This is a genomic window from Streptomyces sp. S465, assembly GCF_026898115.1.
GTDB lineage: Bacteria > Actinomycetota > Actinomycetes > Streptomycetales > Streptomycetaceae > Streptomyces > Streptomyces luomodiensis.
Genome location: NZ_CP114036.1, coordinates 69,164 through 87,874, shown reverse-complemented (window position 1 = coordinate 87,874; position 18,711 = coordinate 69,164). Strand labels below are relative to the sequence as shown.

At 69.2% G+C, this 18,711-nt stretch carries 17 protein-coding genes and 1 pseudogene; 11 read left to right on the top strand and 7 right to left on the bottom strand.

The features are described 5' to 3' along the window. Nucleotides 1-8: 8 nt before the first annotated feature. Together N6H00_RS00445 and N6H00_RS00440 are read right to left on the bottom strand one after the other, a co-directional pair. Nucleotides 9-1,484 (bottom strand): sensor histidine kinase, encoded by a 1,476-nt coding sequence (locus tag N6H00_RS00445; RefSeq protein ID WP_268969470.1) that lies wholly within the window; start codon nt 1,482-1,484, stop codon nt 9-11. Further along, entirely contained in the window at nt 1,471-2,151 is a 681-nt protein-coding gene (locus tag N6H00_RS00440; RefSeq protein ID WP_268969469.1) for a response regulator transcription factor, read from the bottom strand. The genes N6H00_RS00445 and N6H00_RS00440 overlap by 14 nt, the downstream gene beginning before the upstream one ends. 128 nt (nt 2,152-2,279) lie before the next feature. On the opposite strand from N6H00_RS00440, the gene N6H00_RS00435 reads away from it, so the two are divergent. From N6H00_RS00435 to N6H00_RS00405, 8 genes are all read left to right on the top strand, one after another. Continuing rightward, nucleotides 2,280-3,809 (top strand): glycosyltransferase family 39 protein, encoded by a 1,530-nt coding sequence (locus N6H00_RS00435; protein WP_268969468.1) that lies wholly within the window; start codon nt 2,280-2,282, stop codon nt 3,807-3,809. Nucleotides 3,810-4,191: 382 nt separating this feature from the next. After that, nucleotides 4,192-4,509, top strand: coding sequence for a hypothetical protein (locus tag N6H00_RS00430; protein ID WP_268969467.1), 318 nt, complete (start codon nt 4,192-4,194; stop codon nt 4,507-4,509). After that, on the top strand, nt 4,506-5,105 hold the full coding sequence (locus tag N6H00_RS00425; RefSeq protein ID WP_268969466.1) for a DinB family protein: 600 nt from the start codon (nt 4,506-4,508) through the stop codon (nt 5,103-5,105). The genes N6H00_RS00430 and N6H00_RS00425 overlap by 4 nt, the downstream gene beginning before the upstream one ends. Before the next feature lie 17 nt (nt 5,106-5,122). Further along, a complete protein-coding gene (locus N6H00_RS40375; protein ID WP_443072887.1) occupies nt 5,123-5,524 on the top strand; it encodes a transposase in 402 nt (133 codons plus the stop codon). A 19-nt stretch (nt 5,525-5,543) separates the two neighbouring features. Then, entirely contained in the window at nt 5,544-5,765 is a 222-nt protein-coding gene (locus tag N6H00_RS40370; RefSeq protein ID WP_443072886.1) for a hypothetical protein, read from the top strand. 176 nt (nt 5,766-5,941) lie between these two features. After that, complete coding sequence (locus N6H00_RS00415; RefSeq protein WP_268969465.1) at nt 5,942-7,264, top strand: PucR family transcriptional regulator; 1,323 nt, start codon at nt 5,942-5,944, stop codon at nt 7,262-7,264. Between the two features lie 96 nt (nt 7,265-7,360). Then, on the top strand, nt 7,361-8,539 hold the full coding sequence (locus tag N6H00_RS00410) for an acyl-CoA dehydrogenase family protein (protein WP_268969464.1): 1,179 nt from the start codon (nt 7,361-7,363) through the stop codon (nt 8,537-8,539). Nucleotides 8,540-8,595: 56 nt separating this feature from the next. Next, nucleotides 8,596-9,087: a flavin reductase gene (locus N6H00_RS00405; RefSeq protein WP_268969463.1), complete on the top strand. Its 492-nt coding sequence runs from the start codon at nt 8,596-8,598 to the stop codon at nt 9,085-9,087. A 314-nt stretch (nt 9,088-9,401) separates the two neighbouring features. Here the strand turns inward: N6H00_RS00405 and N6H00_RS00400 are convergent, their stop codons facing one another. Continuing rightward, complete coding sequence (locus tag N6H00_RS00400; RefSeq protein ID WP_268969462.1) at nt 9,402-10,208, bottom strand: IclR family transcriptional regulator; 807 nt, start codon at nt 10,206-10,208, stop codon at nt 9,402-9,404. 225 nt (nt 10,209-10,433) lie between these two features. Here N6H00_RS00400 and N6H00_RS00395 point away from each other — a divergent pair, with 225 nt between their 5' ends. After that, a complete protein-coding gene (locus N6H00_RS00395; RefSeq protein ID WP_268969461.1) occupies nt 10,434-11,384 on the top strand; it encodes an alpha/beta fold hydrolase in 951 nt (316 codons plus the stop codon). 374 nt (nt 11,385-11,758) lie between these two features. On the opposite strand, the gene N6H00_RS00390 is transcribed toward N6H00_RS00395, so the two are convergent. Together N6H00_RS00390 and N6H00_RS00385 are read right to left on the bottom strand one after the other, a co-directional pair. Beyond that, complete coding sequence (locus tag N6H00_RS00390) at nt 11,759-13,252, bottom strand: NF041680 family putative transposase (protein WP_443072885.1); 1,494 nt, start codon at nt 13,250-13,252, stop codon at nt 11,759-11,761. Nucleotides 13,253-13,297: 45 nt separating this feature from the next. Continuing rightward, nucleotides 13,298-14,236 carry a LysR family transcriptional regulator gene (locus N6H00_RS00385; protein ID WP_268969460.1) on the bottom strand — a complete coding sequence of 313 codons (939 nt, stop codon included), beginning with the start codon at nt 14,234-14,236 and terminating at the stop codon, nt 13,298-13,300. A gap of 88 nt (nt 14,237-14,324) precedes the next feature. Between N6H00_RS00385 and N6H00_RS00380 the strand changes: the two genes are divergently transcribed. Then, entirely contained in the window at nt 14,325-15,350 is a 1,026-nt protein-coding gene (locus tag N6H00_RS00380) for an amidohydrolase family protein (RefSeq protein WP_268969459.1), read from the top strand. Between the two features lie 156 nt (nt 15,351-15,506). Here the strand turns inward: N6H00_RS00380 and N6H00_RS00375 are convergent. Together N6H00_RS00375 and N6H00_RS00370 are read right to left on the bottom strand one after the other, a co-directional pair. Beyond that, nucleotides 15,507-16,643, bottom strand: a pseudogene (locus tag N6H00_RS00375) (transposase). Nucleotides 16,644-16,682: 39 nt separating this feature from the next. Further along, nucleotides 16,683-17,624 carry an AraC family transcriptional regulator gene (locus N6H00_RS00370; protein WP_268969458.1) on the bottom strand — a complete coding sequence of 314 codons (942 nt, stop codon included), beginning with the start codon at nt 17,622-17,624 and terminating at the stop codon, nt 16,683-16,685. Nucleotides 17,625-17,728: 104 nt separating this feature from the next. Here N6H00_RS00370 and N6H00_RS00365 point away from each other — a divergent pair, with 104 nt between their 5' ends. Next, entirely contained in the window at nt 17,729-18,646 is a 918-nt protein-coding gene (locus tag N6H00_RS00365; protein ID WP_268969457.1) for an MBL fold metallo-hydrolase, read from the top strand. Nucleotides 18,647-18,711: the final 65 nt, after the last annotated feature.

Genomic DNA, 18,711 nt, shown 5'->3' with positions numbered 1-18,711 from the left:
GAAGCGCGTCATTTCTCGGCCGGGGCGGGGGCTCGGGGAAGGCGTAGCTGGAAGCATGCTCCGAGGGTCCGGGGGGTGAGGGTGAGGGTGCCTCGGTGGCGGTGGGCCAGGTCGCGGGCGATGGCGAGGCCCAGGCCGGTGCCGCCGTGGTCGCGGGAGCGGGCGTCGTCGAGCCGGACGAAGCGTTCGAAGATGCGCTCGGCGTCCTCGGTGGCCACGCCCGGTCCGTCGTCGTGCACCGTGAGGACGACCCAGGCGTCCTGGTTTCGGACGGTGACCTGGATGCGGTGTGCGGCGTGGCGGGCGGCGTTGTCGATGAGGTTGCGCAGCAGCCGTTCGTATTCGTCGGGGTTTCCGTGTACGTGTGCGGGGGCGGTGCTGTCGCAGGTGAGGGTCAACGGCCGTGCGGTGAGGGGGTATTGCTCGGTCAGCCGGGAGGCGAGGGCTGTCAGGTCGACGGTTTCGGGGTCGGCTGCGGGGGTGCGGGTGTCGAGGCGGGCGAGGAGCAGCAGGTCCTCGGCGAGGGCTTGGAGGCGGCGGGTCTGTCGTGCGGCGGTGGTGGCCGCGGTGGGCCAGTCGGTGCGTTCCGGGTAGGCGAGCGCGACTTCCAGGCTGGCCAGCAGTGTGGTGAGGGGGCTGCGCAGTTCGTGGGCGGCGTCCGCGACGAAGCGGCGTTGCTGGGCGGCGGCGTTGTCGAGGCGTTGGAGGGTGGTGTTGATGGTGGTGGCCAGGGCGGTGATCTCGTGTCCCGTGGCGGGGACGGTGACGCGTTCGCGGGGGTCGCTCGCGGTGACCGAGGCGGTGAGGACGCGGATGGCTTCGACCGGCCGCAGCGCGATGCGGACGGCGAAGTAGGCGACGGCGCCGATCAGAACGAGGCTGACGAGCCCGGCCCGCAGCAGCAGGCGGTCGGTGGTCTTGGTGACTGCCTCGGCCGTGTGGGGGAGCACTACCACATAGACCCGCAGCTTGGCGTCGGCGGCGACGCCCAGAGCGGCGGCTTTGTCGCTGCTCAGTTCATCGGCGCTGATATCGGCGGACATGACCATGTAGGTCCGGCCGGCCATATCGGACCCGTCCCTGGGGTTGTCGTCGCGGCGCACCGGTATACGGATGGGACGGATCGTCAAGAGCGCGGAGTCCTTGGCCTGCGATGGGGCGGGCAGCACATGGCGGGTGCCGGGATCGAGATCGTCCATGCCTCCGCCGTAGGCGACAGCGGAGCGCCGGCCGCTCGCGACGACCTCGTACGGCACGGCGCTTCTGCGAACGGGCACCACACCCTCGTTCAGCTGATCGACGAGGGCCCAGAGCTGCTCCTGGGCTTGCTTCTCGGCGATCCGCGTGCCCTCACGGTAGACGTCGCGGTGTACCCACCAGCCGGTACCGACCAGGATGACGGCGGCGGCCGCGGCGGCGGCCAGGGCCGCGCGGGCTCGTACCGAACGCGGCCGCCAGCGGCGTCGCGGCTCAGTCGCGTTCACGGTCGTCCACCAGCCGGTAGCCGGTACCCCGTACGGTCTGCAGGGACTTCCGGTGGAACGCGGTGTCCACCTTCTTGCGGAGGGCGCTGACGCGCGCCTCCACCAGGTTGGGATCCTGGGCGTCGTCGGGCCACGCGTGATAGAGCAGATCCGTTTTGGAGACCGCCTGGCCCGCCCGGCGGGCCAGCAGCTCCAGCACGGCGAACTCCCGGGGTGTGAGTTCCACCCGGGTCCCGGCCCGGCGGCAGACCCGGCCGGCGACATCCAACGAGAGGTCGCCCACGGCAAGGACGGGCGGGGCGGCCGTGGCGGCTCGTCTGACCAGGGCCCGCAGCCGTGCGACGAGCACCATGTAGGAGAAGGGTTTGGCCAGGTAGTCATCGGCCCCCGTGTCCAGGGCCTCTGTCTGATCCCACTCCCCGTCCTTGGCGGTGAGTACCAGGATGGGGGTCGCGTTGCCCTCCCGGCGCAGCTGGGCGCAGACCTTGTAGCCGTTGAGTCCCGGCAGCATCAAGTCCAGTACGACAAGGGCGTATTCGCCGGTCCGGGCCATCCACAGTCCCTGCCGGCCGTCGTGGGCGAGGTCGACGCTGTAGCCCTCGGCGGTCAGACCGGTGTGCAGGGTGTGGGCAAGGTCCACCTCATCTTCGATCACCAGGATGCGCATGGGGTGCAGCCTCGCACAGCGCCGGTCCGCCTTCCTGATCGGCCGGTCAGGTTGGGTCAGCAACGGGTCAATGGGGTCCGGCCACGCTGGCGGAGTGTGTTCGCCACTGCTGAAAGGCCCTGTCGCCGATGTCCCTTGATGAACATGCCCCGGCCGTGGTCAGGACGGGTTCCCCTCCCGTACCCGCCCGTCGGCAATCACCGAGCCCGGCCAGAGCCGTTGTCGTCATCGCGCCCTTGGCGCTGACCATCGCTCTGGGGCTCTGGGGTATCCGCAGGAAGAACACCATGTGGGGGGACGAGTCCGTCACCTATCAGCTCGCGCACCGCGATCTTTCACAGATATGGCACACCGCCCAGCATATTGATCTGGTCCATGCCCTCTACTACGCCGTGATGCATGAGATCTTCGGTCTCTTCGGCGGAGGGCTCCTGACGTTGCGGCTGCCGTCTGTGCTGGCAATGTCCGTGGCGGCGAGCGGAGTCGGGCTTCTGGGGCTACGCCTGGCGGGACCCCGCGCCGGGCTGCTGGCCGGGCTGGTGTTTCCGCTCCTTCCCCAGGTACAGAAGTACGCGCAGGAAGGCCGCTCGTATGCCATGGTCTGTGCCCTGGTCACCTGGGCCACCTATGCGCTCGTGGCCAGCGTCCCGCATCGCGCCCGGTGGCGGTGGGCGGTCTATGGCTCCACCATGCTGCTGGCCTGTCTGCTCCATGAGTTCGCGGTCCTCGCCCTGGTCGCACACGGCGTCACACTGGTTGTCTCCCGTGTGCCACGTCCGGTGCTGAGGGCGTGGAGTGTGGCCGCCGCGGGTGTTGTGGCCGGGCTGTTGCCGCTGGCGATCCGCAGTGCGGGGCAGTCGGGGCAGATCTCCTGGATCGGCGGACCGGTGCGGCTTCGTTATTTCCTGGTTGTGGCGGTCGTGGGCGTGGCGTGTGCCCGATGGCCTCTGGGGGTGAGGGGGCCCGTGCGGCTTTCCGTGCTGGCTGTGCCGATTCTTGTGCTTCCGGGCCTTCTGCTGCTGATCACCTCACTGGTCAAGCCCCTTTTCGTCGACCGGTATGTGCTCTACAGCAATATCGGAATCGCGTTGCTGCTGGGTGGCTGGATGGATTACTTCCACCTGGTGCAGCGGTCTTCCCGCACGGTGTGGATCGCGGTGGTTGCCGTACTGGCCGCGCTCGTCCCGTCGAGCCTGTCGCTGAGGACGCCCCAGAGCCGGAGCAATGACGTCACCGCCATCGGCGCCGCCGTACGCAGGGAAGGCCGTCCCGGCGACGGGCTGCTCTATCTCTCCGGCCAGCACCGGATCTTGACCGCGGCCAACCCCGAGGACACCCGTTTTCTGACAGATCTCGCCCTGGCGCAGGATCCCGTATCGTCGAACACACTTGCAGGTGTCGAGCTTCCCGCCCAGGATATTGCGGCACGCATGCTGGAATTCGACCGGATCGTCGCGGTCCGCGCGGCGGGTGCGCACTCGCCGACCAACCCGCAGGAGGAAGCGAAAACACGCATCCTGCGGCGCCACTTCCGCGCGTACGGAACAACCCATGTCAACGGGGCGCGAGTCACCGTCTATGTCCGAGACCACGACCCGTCTTTGAAGGCCGGTCCTGGATCCAACAGCCCTGGAGCGAGCGGTGGGGTGATGAGGTGACCGCGACTGGTTGACCGCGACTGGTGCCGGCCCGGCCGGCACCACCGCCGTCACGCTGTCTCGACCCGGAAGCCACGGACCTCGACTTGCCGGTCGCTGCTGCCGTGGGAGGCTGCGGCTGTTCTCCGCGCTGCCCGACTCCTCACGACCGCACGCCAACGGCGCCTGCCATTCGCCTGCCACTGGCCGTGAACGGAAGCGATCACCGACCCGATCAGTCGGCTCGGCACCTGGCTGGGCCTCGGTGAGGTACACGACATCGCGCGGGTGAAGGTGAACGGGGCTGACGCGGGGACCGTGTGGTGCGCGCTTTACCGGCGGCGGCCGTGGCCGTCTGAGACACCTGACGGGCCGCTCGTTCGAACGGGTCGTAGTCATGTATGTGAGGACCACCAAGAAGACGAGCAAGTCCGGCACCGTCCGCTACCTCCACCCGGCCCACCATCAGGCGGACCCGGCCGTCGGCCGGTCGGTGCCGAAGGTGCTCTACACCTTCGGCAGGGAGGACCGGCTCGACCACGCCGCGATCCTGCGCCTGATCCGATCGCTGTCGAAGCTGGTGGCGACCGAGGCGGAACCGGTCGGGCCCGCCGCCCTCCCGACCGGGACCGTCCGGGAGGAGGTCCGGCGGCTCGACCGGCTGTGGCGTTCGCGTGCCGTTGAGACCACGAGCAGCCCATGGCAGGCTCATGCCGCATGATCGATGAATTCGCGAAAGACAACCTGCACGGAAGACTGCGGCGGGACCGCAAGGCGCTGCTCTGGAAACTCGACGGCTTGTCCGAATACGACGCCCGCCGACCTTTGACAGCGACCGGGACCAACCTCCTCGGCCTGGTCAAACACGTGGCCACCGTCGAGGCCAGGTACTTCGGCGAGGTCTTCGACCGCCCTTCCCCGGAACCGCTGCCCCGGTGGCAGGACTACAACGGCAGCGATCTGTGGGCGACCGAGGACGAGACCCGCGATCAGATCATCGGGTTCTACCGGCGCACGTGGGAACACTCGGACGCGACGATCAACGAGCTTGCCCTCGATGCCCCCGGCCACGTGCCGTGGTGGCCGGAGCCTTATCCCAACACGAACCTGTTCGCCATCATGGTCCATGTTCTCGGCGAGACCATCCGGCATGCCGGGCACGCCGATATCCTGCGCGAGGGCCTCGACGGCCGGACCGGGGTGCGCGCCGAAAACGAGGAGCAGATCGACGAGCAAGCCCGTGCAGCCCACTGCGCGAAGATCGAGCAGGCTGCCAGGACAGCCGCACCCATCAAGGCTCAGAGGTTTCTCACGTGACGTGATGTTCGTACGGCATGATGCCGGTCGTGGGTGCTGATCTGCCGAAGCGTCTGGTTTCTGATGGACTCTGGGGGCTGGCCGCCCCGTTGCTGCCGTCGTTCGCTGCTCGTCCGCAAGGTGGTGGGACCGCTCCGTGTGACGAGCGGGCCGTGTTCACGGCAGTGGTGTACGCGCTGACCAGCGGCTGTGCCTGGCTGCATCTGCCGCCGACGTTCGGCACGTCGCCCGCCACCGCGCATCGCCGCTTCACGGTACGGACCGAGGCCGGCCTGTGGCGTCGGCTGCACACCGGCGGGTGCTGGACGAACTCGGGGCCCGGGGCGAGGTGGACTGGACCTCGGCGATCATCGACGCGGCCTCCGTTCGCGCCAAAAGGGAGGATCGCTGACCGGGCCGAACCCGGTCGTTCGCGGTAAGAAGGGCAGCGAGCCGCATGTGCTGTCCGATGCCCAGGGCATCCCGCTCCGCGTCGCCGTGTCCGGCGCGAACATGCACGACAGCCTCGCCCTCGAGCCGCTCATCCGCGGCATACCCGCCGTCCGGTCCCGCTGGGGACCACGGCGGCGCCGACCCGTCAAACTCCGCGTGGTCCTCGCCTTCCTCGGCCTGGCCGCCGCTCTGACCGGCTACAAGAAGCTCGCGAAACGTGTCACGTGAGACACTCTCTTAAATGAACGTTGTTCATTAATTTCCGCTACAATGAGCCGCATGTCCTCCTCGTCAACCCGGTCCCGCGGTCGGCCACCGCGCATCGGCCGTGAACTCCACTTCGCCAACGAGGGGACACGGGAAGGCAAGATGAGTCACAGTCGGCCCATGCGCCGGAGCGCCCGGTGAGCACGGACGGGACCAGGGCCCGGGAGCGGGCATGGCTGGTACGGCTTCAGCCCGAGGACGAGGCGGTAATCGGCTCCGCCGTGTCCGATCCCATGCTGGTCGCCGAGGTGGTCGCCCGGGTCGGCCGCGCCGCGGCGGGGTGGGCCATCGAGGCCGGCCAGGCCATGGCGGCCAGACGGAACGTCCACGGTCTCTCCGACGTCCGGTACGTCCACTTCCGGCCGCGCCGTTCCTACGAGGCCCTGGCTCTGTCCGCCGTCGTCTCCCTGTCGGGGGACCACACTCCGCCCGCTGCTCTGCGCAGCGAGATCTCCGCCTTGGTCAGGGAAGCCGTACCGAGGGGTGTGTCGGTGGACGTGGGGCTCCAGGGCGTCCAACTGTTCCATTCGGACTTCCTCGGCAGACTCTTCGACTGGTGCGGTGCCCATCTGCCCCCGGAGAGTCAGTCGGAGGTCATGCGGCAGATGTCCGCGGACTTGTTCGAAGGGATGGCCGCGCTGAGCGCCCTGATGGCACAGGAGTTTGCCGTCACCCGTGACCGCTGGCTCGCCGGTGCCGCGGCGGCCCGGCAGGAAATGGTGCGGGACATCCTCGCGGGCCGGAAGATCGACCGCGACGTGGCCATGAGCCGACTCTCCTACGATCTGACCGTGCACCATCTGGCGCTTATCGCCTGGTCCGACACCGAAGTGGCCGGTGGCGCCGATGAACTCGCCGACGCCGCGACGCGGCTGCTGACGACCGCCGGATGCTCCTCGGTCCTGCTGGTACCCACCGGCACGGCCAAGTTGTGGGCGTGGGGAGGCAGGGTCAGCGGTCCGCCCACGCCGGGCCCGGACCGGCAGTCCGCGCCGCGGAACCCGGGGCTCCCGCCGCATCTGCGCGTCGCGCTGGGGCGTCCCGGATACGCCCTCGCCGGCTTCCGCCGCTCCCACGAGGAGGCGCTGGCAGCCGAACGGGCCGGCCGGGTGGGACGGTCTCCGGGGCCCGTGTACGACTACGAGCGGCTGGAGCTGCCGATCCTCCTGAACGCCGACCCGGTCGCGGCGGCGGAGTTCGTGACCCGGGTGCTGGGGCCGCTTGCGGCCGACGACCCGGCGATGGCGGAGCTGCGGAGCACGCTGAGCGCCTACCTCGACGACGACCGTGCCGTCTCGGCTGTCGCCGAACGGCTGCATATCGCCAAGAACACCGTGCTGTACCGGGTGAAGAAGGCCGAGCAACTGCGCGGGCGTCCGGTGAAGGAGGGCCGGCTGGCGGTGCACGCCGCCCTCAACTTCGTCGAGGTGTTCGGACCGCCGTCGCAAAGACCGGACTGAACTCTGGTCGCCGTCACAAGAGACGCGTCGCGTCGCTCGGCTTGACTCGGTCGCATCGGGGCGTGAGCCCGGACCGAGACATCCAAGGAAGCGATCATGACGATGACGGCCGTCGGACACGACGAAACCAGCGCGGTGCCCGCACGCGAGGAGCTCGTGGCGCGCGCCGCCGCACTTGTGCCGCTGCTCAGGCAGCACGCCGCCGAGACCGAGGAGCGGCGGCACCTGAGCGACGCGAGCCTCGCGGTGATCACCGAGGCCGGGTTCGCGCGACTGTGCGTACCCGTCGAGTACGGCGGCTACGGCCACGGCATCGGGACGCTGACCGAGGTGACGGCCGAACTGGGGCGCGGCTGTGCCTCCACCGCCTGGGTGGTGGGAGTGAGTGGGCAAATCGCCATTACTCCGAAGAGCCCCGCCCTCAATTCCTTCCTGTACAGCGAGGGTCCGGACTCCTGGCTGTGCGGTTCGCTCAATCCAACTGCCGGCCGGGTGGAACCTGTCGACGGAGGAGTCCGGCTGACCGGGCGGTGGGGGTACGCCTCGGGCTGCACACATGCGCGGTGGGCGATGGTTCTGGCCACCGGCACCGTCGAGGAAGGCGGCCCGACCGTGCACGGCTTCGCCGTCCCGATGAGTGACCTGACCATCGACGAGGACTGGTGGGTCGCCGGTATGCGCGGCAGCGGCAGCCACACGATCGTCGCTTCGGACGTCTTCGTACCGACCGAACGGATCATCACCCCCAACGGCCCCCGGACCGCGGAGCAGGTGATCCTCAGCGGGATCGGCGGATCGGCCATGATGGCGGGCCCGCTGCTCGGCGCCACGCACGGGGCGCTGGACGTCGTGCACCAGACGTTGGCGGCGAAGAAGAAGATCGTCTACAGCCGGTACCCCTCCGCTCCGGAGGCGGTGGTGACCCAGCTCTGGCTGGCCGAGGCGACGCAGCACCTGGACACCGCCCGGCTGCACACCCGCCGCGCGACTGACGCGATCGACGCGGCGGTCGCGTCGGGCACCGCCATGAGTCTGGTGGAGCGGGCCCGCGCGCGGATGGACATCTCCACCGCGGTGGAGAGCTGCCGGCAGGCGATGTCACGGCTGCTCGACATCCACGGCGCGAGCGGGTTCGCCGAGGCCAACCCGCTGCAGCGCGCCTGGCGTGACCTGGAGGCGGCCGGCCGCCACGGTTTCCTCAACACGCAGTTGGCCCGCGAGGCCTACGGGCGGGCACTGACCGGTGTCGACGAGCCCATCGCCACGAACATCTGACGCCCGAACGCCGCATGAGCACGAACCCGAACGAGTTGAACAGGGGCGGAGACAACATGACGATCACAGCCACTCGCGCCGAATTCCGGGACGCCATGGCACACCTGGCGGCGGCTGTCAGCATTCTCACGACCGACGGCCCCGGCGGCCGGTGCGGAATCACACTGAGTGCCGTCTGCTCGGTCACGGACTCCCCGCCGACCATCCTGGCGTGCGTCAACCGGAGCAGCGCCATGCACGACGTCTTCGTCAGCAATGGCCGGGTCGCGCTGAACGTCCTCGGCGGGGACCAGGCGGAGCTGGCGCGGCACTTCTCCGGAGCAACGAACGTGGCGATGGACGAGCGCTTCGCCTGGGACATCTGGGCGTCGGCCGACCCGGTGCCGGTGCTGCGCGACGCGCCGGTGACCATGACCGGCACTCTGTCCGGGCGCACGCCGATGGGTTCGCACAGCGTTCTCTTCATCCGGGTGGAAGAGATCCACGTGCGGGGTGACGCCGACGGACTCGTCTACCACAACCGCGATTTTCACCGGCTGGGTTCGTGACGGGCCACCGCCGCTACCCCGCCCGGCCGGTTCAGGCGGACAGGGAGGCGGCGGTGACGTCGACTTCGACGAGGCCCCGGAGCGAAGAGCGCCGGGACGGGCACGAGTGTGCTGGCGGGGGCGGCGCGTACGCCCTCGCGCAGCGCCGACACGATCACAGGCAGGACGTCGGATGTAGCACCGAGGCGACCTTCGCCGCGGCCCGCGGCCCGCGACACGCTCCGCGGGTGGCTGGGCCGGCCGCCGCACATGATCGCCACCGCCGGGCCCGAGCACAGCACCGCGCTGATGACCGCCCCCGACGCCGAACCCGGCTACCTCTGCTGGCCTGGCCCCTTACCTGAACCCGCCACCGCGGTCCCAAGTGCTCGCGAGATCGCCAGACTCGCCGTACGCAGCGCGATGCGACAAGCGATCTGAGTGCCCGCTTCGTCCGCTCCGACCAGCGAGACCGCACCCAGCGCCTTGCCGCCGCGGCCGAGGATGGGTGCGGCGACCGTCGATATCGTGGCCGGGCCGGTGTCCACTGGGTTGGGCACGGCCGCCGCGCACACACCCTCGGACCGGGTCATGGCCATCAACTGACGTACGCGGGCCGGGGCCGCGGCCCCGGCGAGCACGTCCTCGCGCACCCGTTCGGTCGCATAGGCCAGCAGGGCGATGCCGATCCCCGTGGTGTCCAGCGGGAGCCGTCCGCCCACGCGGTACTTCACGGCAACCGCGTCGTGCGCCGACAGGCGCTCCACCAGCACCGCCTCGTGGCCGTCGCGAACGGCGAGAAGGACGTGCTGGCGCGTTACGCGGTGCAAATCCTGCATGAACGGCAGCGCGGCGGCACGCAGGCCGTGGCCGCGGGGAGCGAGCGACGCGATTTCCAGCATCTGCAGTCCCACGACGAACTCACCGTTCTCCAGACGTTCGAGAGCCCCCACGCCGACCAACTGCGCGGCGATCCTCGAGGTGGTGCTCTTGGGCAGGTCGGCGCGGGACGCGAGCGTCTTGAGCGGCAGGCTCTCCCCTGTGTGGGCGAATGCGCCCAGGACCTTGAACGCACGTTCAAGGATCGGCTCCCCCTGCGGCGGGCGTCCCGAGCGCCGCGTGTGATCCGCCGTACCACTCATCGAAACGGGCAGTGCTTGGCGGCAGTCACAAGGTGAATCCTAGCGCCGTGACATCCGAACATGATCACGTCCACACACCGGTGATGGCGCGGGAATCCCGCAGGGGGCCGCGCCCGGCGAGGTGCTGAGCGCAGCTGCCGTCGGCCGCCCCGACGTGACCACCTACTACATGGCACTGGCCCAGCGCTGGGCCATGGAATCTGCCGTACGCACGAAAGAGGAGCAATGGCGAGCAACCCCGCGTTCCGTGACGTCTTCGTCCCGCACGCGTACCCCGAGCAGCGGGTCGACCTCGGCGAGGTGACCATGAACTACGCCGAGGCCGGATCGTCGGACAAGCCGGCGCTGCTGCTGGTCCCCGAGCAGACCGGGTCGTGGTGGAGCTACGAGGAGGCGATGCGCCTGCTGTCTCCCGACTTCCACGTATACGCCGTCGACCTGCGCGGCCAGGGGCGCAGCACGTGGACGCCCAAGCGGTACAGCCTCGACAACTTCGGCAACGACCTGGTCCGGTTCATCTCCCTGGTCGTCAAGCGCCCGGTCATCGTTGCGGGCAACTCCTCGGGCGGTGTCCTGGCCGCATGGCTGTCGGCGTACGCCATGCCCGGCCAGATCCGGGGCGCGCTGTTGGAGGATGCGCCGTTGTTCTCCTCCGAACTGGTCCCGGCCATCGGGCACTCGATCCGGGAGGGCGCTGGGCCGCTGTTCGAGTTGTACAGCACCTACCTCGGCGACCAATGGTCTGTCAACGACTGGCCCGGCTACCTCGAGGCCGTCAAGAAGTCCCCGTCCACGATGGTTCGGATCTTCGCCTCGCAGCTTTCCGGGAGGCAGGAGGAGCCGCCGCAAAACCTCAAGGAGTACGACCCCGAGTGGGCACGGGCGTTCCACGAGGGGACCGTCGCCCTCAACTGCCCGCACGACCGGATGCTCAGGCAGGTCAAGACGCCCGTGCTGGTCACCCACCACACGCGGTCCGTCGACCCGGACACGGGAGAGCCGCTCGGAGCGCTGTCCGACGCGCAGGCCGCGCACGCTGTCACGTTGATGCGGTCGGCTGGGGTGACAGTCGACTACCACTCGGCACCGGACGCGCCGCACGTCATGCACGAGCTTGATCCGCCCCGGTATGCACAGCTCCTCCACGACTGGGCATCTACGCTGCCGGTCAGCTGACCATGGAACCGCCGCCGCGCGCCGGGGCAGCTGATGCTGCACGTGTACCAGCCCGACGTCGCCGCCGACGCCGTCGCGAATACTAAACCCCGATGTGCGGCCCCGGGGTTCGCGCCGGCCTGGGTGGTACTCTGCTTGGCTTGGTGCGTCTGGGAGTTTCCCCGCGGTTGTCCCTGTCGGTGCCGCCACCCTCCGTGACATCTTCGACTGCACGCCCACCGATCCCCGCGTCCGGTGTCGGCCTACTCGGCCCGCTGCGGAAAGGGGGCGAGCAAGACTGTCCTCGCTGTACCGGACTCGTACCGGGTCCTGCTCGCCCCGTAGTCATGTTGTCAGTCCCTGATGCGAGGATCAGGGCTACGTTAGCTTGGCATTTATCCTCTGAGCCGGTTTCGTTCGGTGATGCTTTCTGGCCGTTTCATGGTCTTGCCCACGTCGTAGCGGGTGGCGGGGCGCCGGTTCTTCGAACCGAGTGGCCGTCCCGGGCCGGGTTTGAGGGTTTGGGTGCACGGGGCCGGGCATGCGAGGCGCGGGCGGAGGTTCCGGAACCCCCGGCGGCCCCTTGCCGGGGTGAGCCGGCCGGGCCCGGCCGGTTTCTCCCAGGGCCGGCGGAGGTCGGCGGCGGCCTGGCGGAGGAGGCGGAGCTGCGTGTGTGCGGCGATGATCAGCCAGGCCCAGCGCTCGCCCGCCTCGGGAGTGCGGAGTCTCGGGCGGGTCCAGCCGAGGGTCTGTTTGAACACGCGAAAGGTGTGTTCCAGGTCGAACCTTCGCAGGAACATCTGCCATCGGACATCAACGTCGACGGTCGTCATCCCGGTTTTCGAGGACCACAGCCAGAGCGGCAGCGGGATCTTGCCGCCGGGCAGGCGGTCGACCTCCAGACGGATCAACGTCCCTTCGATGACGGGAAGTCCGCCGGTGTGGTCGATCCAGGCGGAGCGGGTCGTGAGCCGGGGGTGGACGCGGTCCCAGGACAGTGCGCGGGCGGTGCCGTACCGGTCGGTGACCTGCGCTGTCGCGGCGTCGGGCTCACCCCAGGTGTCGGGTTTGGCGAAGCGGAACTCCTTGCCGTGCCTGGGCGGGTGGCCGCCGCGGGGGTGGGCCAGGTAGTACTCCTTGCGGGAGGGTGCTGGACGGCGCATGACCCGGTCCGCGCGCATCCGCCCCAGGACCTCCACCGGCAGCCCGGCCAGGAGGTGAGCCATGCGCGGGGCGTCGTAGCCGGCGTCGAAGACAACGAGGATGTCGCGGTCGCCCGCGTGCCAGCGGCCCATCTCGATGAGGTCGGTGACCAGTCGGCGGACCTGGGCGGCGGTGACCTCGGCGATGTCGTCGGCAGGGCCCAGGTGGACGGCGTCCAGGAGCTGGCACCAGGAGGTCCGGCCCGATTCCAGGGCGGCGACGAACGAGTACCGCCAGCCCGGGATGAGCTGGTCCGAGGAGCGGCCGTTGCGGCCGTAGACGTGACAGAACAGGCGCTCCGGGCTGGTGGCGGCGTCGGGGCGCAGCCAGTGGCTGATGTCGACCGCGAGGACCAGGCGCCCGTCGGCGGCCCGCGGCATCGGAAGCCCGGCCAGCACCTGCCGCAGCCGGGGCACGTCCACGTTCCCGCTGTTCAGGGCGTCGTACATGGCGCCGTGCCCGCGTCGGTGCTCGGCCACCAGCGTCAGGTCCACCGGTGCCCTTACCGGACCGTCCGCACACAGCAACGCGTCCACGGGCTCGAACAGTTCGTCCCCGCGCGCGGTCAGGGAGTCGAACAGGTCACCGGCGCGCCACTTGAGTAGCTCGAACGGTTCACCTCCAGCACCTCGCAGACCCGCTTCACCTCGTGGGCGTGCGGGTGGTCGTCGACGAACTATGGCCATGTGACTGTCCGTTTGTCTCCTCGTTGGTCTGGTCATGGGGAGGCGTCAGTCGCGGCCGTGAATCGTGTCGAATGAACTGTGGTCGCTCACCGCACCGTTGCCGCCGAGCAGGCGCGCCGAAGCCGTCCGCCGGGCGATGTCGACGTATTCCCTGATGAGCGCGTCACGCCGGGAACTTCTCCAGGCAAGGCAGACATGGGACGGGCCCAGGTCCTCGATGACGACGTGGGCGATGTCGGGGCGAGCGAAGTACAAGGCGGTCGAGAGCGGAACCACCACGACACCGCGTCCCGCGGCGACATGCTCGAGCAACTCCTCGATGCTCCGGGCGGCGAGGACTGGCCGCTCCGTGTGTTCTTCCGGCGACGCAGGTGAACCGTCGCGTGGTTGGGCCACGTCGTCGAGAAGCATGCGTTCGGCCCTCAGTTCGGCGATGCGCACCGTGGTTCGCTGCGCGAGCCGATGGCCGGTCGGCAACTCGACCACGCGTGGCTCGCTGAACAACGGCTCGATCGACAGGCCGTGAGTGCGGACCGGCAGGCGCAGGTATCCGACGTCGACCTGGCCGTCCCTCACGGAGTCGGCCCGGTGTACGAAATCCATGCGGAGCACCTCCACAGAGACGTCGGCGTGGCGGGCGGAGAATTCCCGGACAGCGGGGGCGATGGACACGCCGGGCGTGAACCCGACCGTGAATCTGCGCGAACCCGCGGCCGCGTCGCGAACGCGGCGGCGGGCAGCATCTGCCGCCGCGAGCAGACTGAGCGCTTCCTCCAGCAACGCCTCACCGGCCGCGGTGAGTCGCGTTCCCTTGGTGTCCCGGTCGAACAGGGTGGCCCTCAGGTCATGTTCCAGCGAACGAATCTGGCGGGACAGAACCGGCTGCGCGATGTGCAGCGCTTCGGCAGCACGGACGAAGGACCGGTGCTCGGCCACGGCGACGAAGTAGCGCACTTTGCGCAGGTCCAGATCCGTCGCACCCACCTCCTACCCTGTGGTGATGCCTTCAGGGTATGGCAGGTGCCGCTGAAGGTCTTGGACGGACCGCTTGGGCCGAACGGATCATGAAGGCATGAAAATCATCTGCGTCGAAGAACACACGGTCGACCGTGAGATGGCGAAGGCCGCCGCACCCGCCTTGCTGCGGGAAGCGCCTTATATGGGCGCTCAACAGGACGCGGAAGCGCCCTGGCCGCGTGGTAGCGGGCGCCCGACGGTCTTGTCGATGCGGGAGGCCGACGAGCTGGCCGCGGACCTCGGCGAGGGCCGGATCAGGAACATGGACAAGCACGGCATCCAGATGCAAGTGGTCTCCTGCACCACGCCGGCGCAACTCGCCCCACCCGACGAGGCCGTGTCGCTGACGCGTGCCGCCAACGACCGGCTCGCCGCCGCGATCAAGGCGTACCCGGACCGGCTGAGCGGGTTCGCGGTCCTGCCGTGGCAGGACCCGCGGGCGGCGGTCGCCGAACTCGACAGGTCGGTAGGCGAACTGGGTCTGAAAGGCGTGCTCATCGTGGGCCGGCCGGGAGAGACGTTCCTGGACGACCCGCGATACGCACCCGTGCTCCAAAAGCTCAGCGACCTGCGGGTGCCCCTCTATGTGCATCCGTACCACCCACTGCCGCAGGTGCAGGACGCCTACTACGGCGGCTTCTCCCCGGCTGTGAGCTCATGGCTCTCGCTCGGCGCGTGGGGCTGGCACAACGAGGCCGGAGTGCACGTTCTGCGGCTGATCCTTTCCGGAGCCTTCCAGAGCCACCCCGACCTGCAGGTCATCAGCGGACACTGGGGAGAGATGGTGCCGTTCTTCCTGCAGCGCCTCGACGATGCGCTCCCGCCGAGAACAACCGGATTGCCGGACACCATCACCGAGATCTACCGGAATCATGTCTGGGTCACTCCCAGCGGTATCTGGGGGCTGCCCCACTTCGAGTTCGTGCACAAGGTGGTGGGCGCCGACCGCATCATCTGGTCCGTCGACTACCCGTATCTGACGCTGGACGGCACGCGGGCATTCGTCGAGGAGCTGCCCGTCAGCCACGAGGACAAGGAGAAGATGACGCACCTGAACGCCGAGAAGCTGTTCCGACTCTAGCCTCCCCCTTTCGTTTCGCGTGGCTGAGCTGGTCGGATCGCGGTGAAGCGGTGGTGTCGGTTGCTCATGGCCGGACGGGCATGGCCGGGGCCCGACACCCGGGTCGGGTGCTCCAGGGTTCCTCGGGTTGTGGGTGGGCAGGGACGGTGCCGCGCTTCAGGTGGGTGGCCGTGGCAGGGCCGTGAGGCGGGCGAATGCGCTGGTCAGCTCGATTCGCCAGGGCTGGGTTGCGGAGATCCGCAGGTGCGGCCGGCGACCGCCGAGGGTGATGCGGGCAGCTGGGTGCAGCAGCTGGTAGCGGAGCTTCCGGTTCGGCGGCGGCCAGTTCGCCTTCCAGCGGCAGAGTGCGTATCCAGGCGAGCAGGTCGAGGGCGGTCAGCACGAGCTCCGGCCAGGCGGTGTTGATGGCGAAGTGGCGGGAGGGGAAGCGGCCGAAGCCGGTGGTCTTGCCGTAGCGGATGCGGTCCTCGACGCGGGCGTGCGCCCGGTGGGCCAGGTGCTGCAATGAGCCTTCGCGGTACGGGGTGTCGGTGAGAAAGACCTGGTGGCGCAGGCCCTCGTCGAGGTCGAACAGGGACAGTTGGGCGCCGGGATGCGGGCGCTCACGCCGCGCGGTGATCCGCATGCCGTCGGGGTAGCCGTCCAGGTCCACCATGCCGGTCAGCTCGACGGCCTCCGCACCGGTGCGCGGGGAGCCGTCCTGTTCCAGCGCGGGATGCCAGAGGTGCTCGGGCAGGGCGCGGATCGCGCGGCGGACCGGTTCGGTGACGGGGCAACCGACCGAGAAGAACGTGTGGATGCCGCGCGAGCGCACGTTGCGCGGGTGGGTCGGGAATGCCTTCGCGCCTCCGGCGCTGTCGGTGCGGATGAGGAGGTCCGTGCCGTGGCGGTGGGCGTCGGGGGTCGGGCCAGGGCCTGGTCCAGGACGGCGATGTGATCGGCGGCGGTGTTGGCCCCGGCGTTGCCCGGCCTGAGCAGACGGGCCAGGGCTTCGCACCTCGGCCTGATCGCGCAGCAGGGCCAGTTCCGCTATCGCCTCGCCGCCGTCGGCGAGCATCACCGCCAGATCCACCGCGATCCGGCCGGGATCGTGTCCGGTGCCGCGTGACCGCAGGCGGCGCGGCGCATCGGTGAAGGATGCAGTCAGGCCGGTGGCATCGGCGAGATCGGTCAGCGGCGGGACCCGGCGTGGCCGACCACCCCGCGCCCGTCGGACGAGACGACGAGCTTGGGGCGCGACCCGGTAGTGTGCACGCCCAAAGTGCCTTCCTGCTGGAACGACGGAGACCTTATACAAGCCTCTTCGATCCAGCTCGGCCCCGCTGCAAGAGCTCAGTCTGTTCCGACGTCGGCGGATCGTGCCGTGGCTTGTGCTCGATACCGTCCCGGTGTGACGCCGAACTCCCGTTGGAAGGCGTGTGAGAGGGCGTATGGGCTGCGGTAGCCGACTCGGTCGGCGATGGCGGCCAGGGTGTCCTGGGTATCCCGGAGCAGGGTGGCGGCACGGATCAAGCGCCACCAGGTGAGGTATGCCATCGGAGGGCGGCCGACGAGAGTGGTGAACCGGCGTGCCAGGGTGGAGCGGGAGACGCCCGCATCGGCCGCCAGACAGTCGGTGCTCCACGGCGCGGCCGGGTCGGAGTGCAAGGCCCGCAGGGCGGCGGCCGTCACTGGGTCGCCAAGTACGCGGGGCCAGACTCCGTTGGGGGCCTCGGTCATCCAGGCGCGGATCATGTAGACGAGGAGGAGGTCGAGCAGGCTCGGCAGTGCCACGCAGGAGCCGCACCGGATTTCATCCAGCTCACCGGCGAGCAGATCGATGGCCGCACGGAGTTCGGGGTGGCTGCCTACTCGATTGGGCAGGTGGACGATGTCAGGCAGCTCCGCCATGAGCGGGTGCATGCGGCTGCAGTCGAGCCAGTACTTGCCGCAGATCGTCTCTGTCTCGTGGTGATCGTGCTGGGTTGGCGGCTCTGTCTGCTGGGCAAGGGATTGCTCGAACGGCACCGCCGTGGTCTTCGCGGTCGCCGGGTCGATCGGGAAATCGGCGATCACGTGGCCTGTGCCATGGGGCAGCAGTACCGCGTCACCCACGCCGAGAGGCACGGGGGCGCTGTTGTCGGTCAAAAGCCAGCAGCGGCCCTTGATGACGACGTAGAAGCCCGCGCCGTCGTAGGGATCCAGCCGCGCGCACCAGGTGCCGTTGGTCCGCATCCGGTGGAACCAGGGGTGCCCGAGGTGCACGGCAGAGATCGCGTCGCTCACTACATCCATCCCTCCACGGTATCCACCGTATGAAGGGTGAGACGCATGCGCATTTTTATGAGCCCATGACGCATTGAGACGATCGTCCGGGCGTCCTTAACGTCGATGACGTGATGAACGAGAACGAGAATGTGCAGAGCATGGTGCTGGGCGACGTCGAGGTCATCCGGTTCGTCGAGTGGCACCAGCCGGTCCTGCCGGCCCCCGATTTCCTCCCAGCGGTCGCCGCCGATGTGTGGAAGGACAACGAGGACTGGCTGGCACCGGACCACTGGGAGCCGGACAGCGGCATGGTGGTATCCGCTTTGCAGAGTTGGGTGCTGCGCAGTGCCGGCCGGACCGTCCTGGTCGACACCGGAGCCGGGTACGGTCGTGAGCGGCCGGGCATGGGGCCCTTCCACAACGCGCAGAGTGATTTCCTCGGCCTGCTGGAGCGGGCCGGCATCCGGCCGCAGGACGTCGACGCCGTCGTCAACACCCACCTGCACGTCGACCACGTCGGAGGGAACACCGTCGACGCGGACGGGCAGTGGGTGCCGGCGTTCCCCAATGCCCACTACCTCATTCCGGCCGCCGACGACTTCCACTACGGTCCGGACAACGCGTACGGCAACGGCGTGCAGGAGGTCGACCGCCTGATCTACGAAGACAGCATCGCGCCCATCCACCAGGCCGGACAGGCCGTGCTGTGGGACGGCCACCACCGCATCGACGAACACCTCACCCTGGAAGCCGCACCCGGCCACACTCCCGGCTCGTCCGTGCTGCGCCTGGCGTCCGGCAGCGACCGGGCGGTCTTCGTCGGGGACCTGCTTCACAGCCCGGTGCAGATCCTGCACCCCGGCTGCAACAGCAGTGCCTGCCTGGCCCCGGAAGAAGCGGCGGCCAGCCGCCGTCGGATTCTCGGGCGGGCCGCCGACGAACGGGAGCTGCTCGTTCCCGCGCATTTCGGTGGCGCGGGGGCCCTGGAAGTACGACGGGACGCTGACAGCTTCACTCTCGGCCCATGGGCAATGGTCGGCCGCAAGTAGAGCACGTCCGCCCTCGAGCGGGCCATGACCTCGCCCGCTCACCGCCCCCGGTCAGGTCTTCCGCG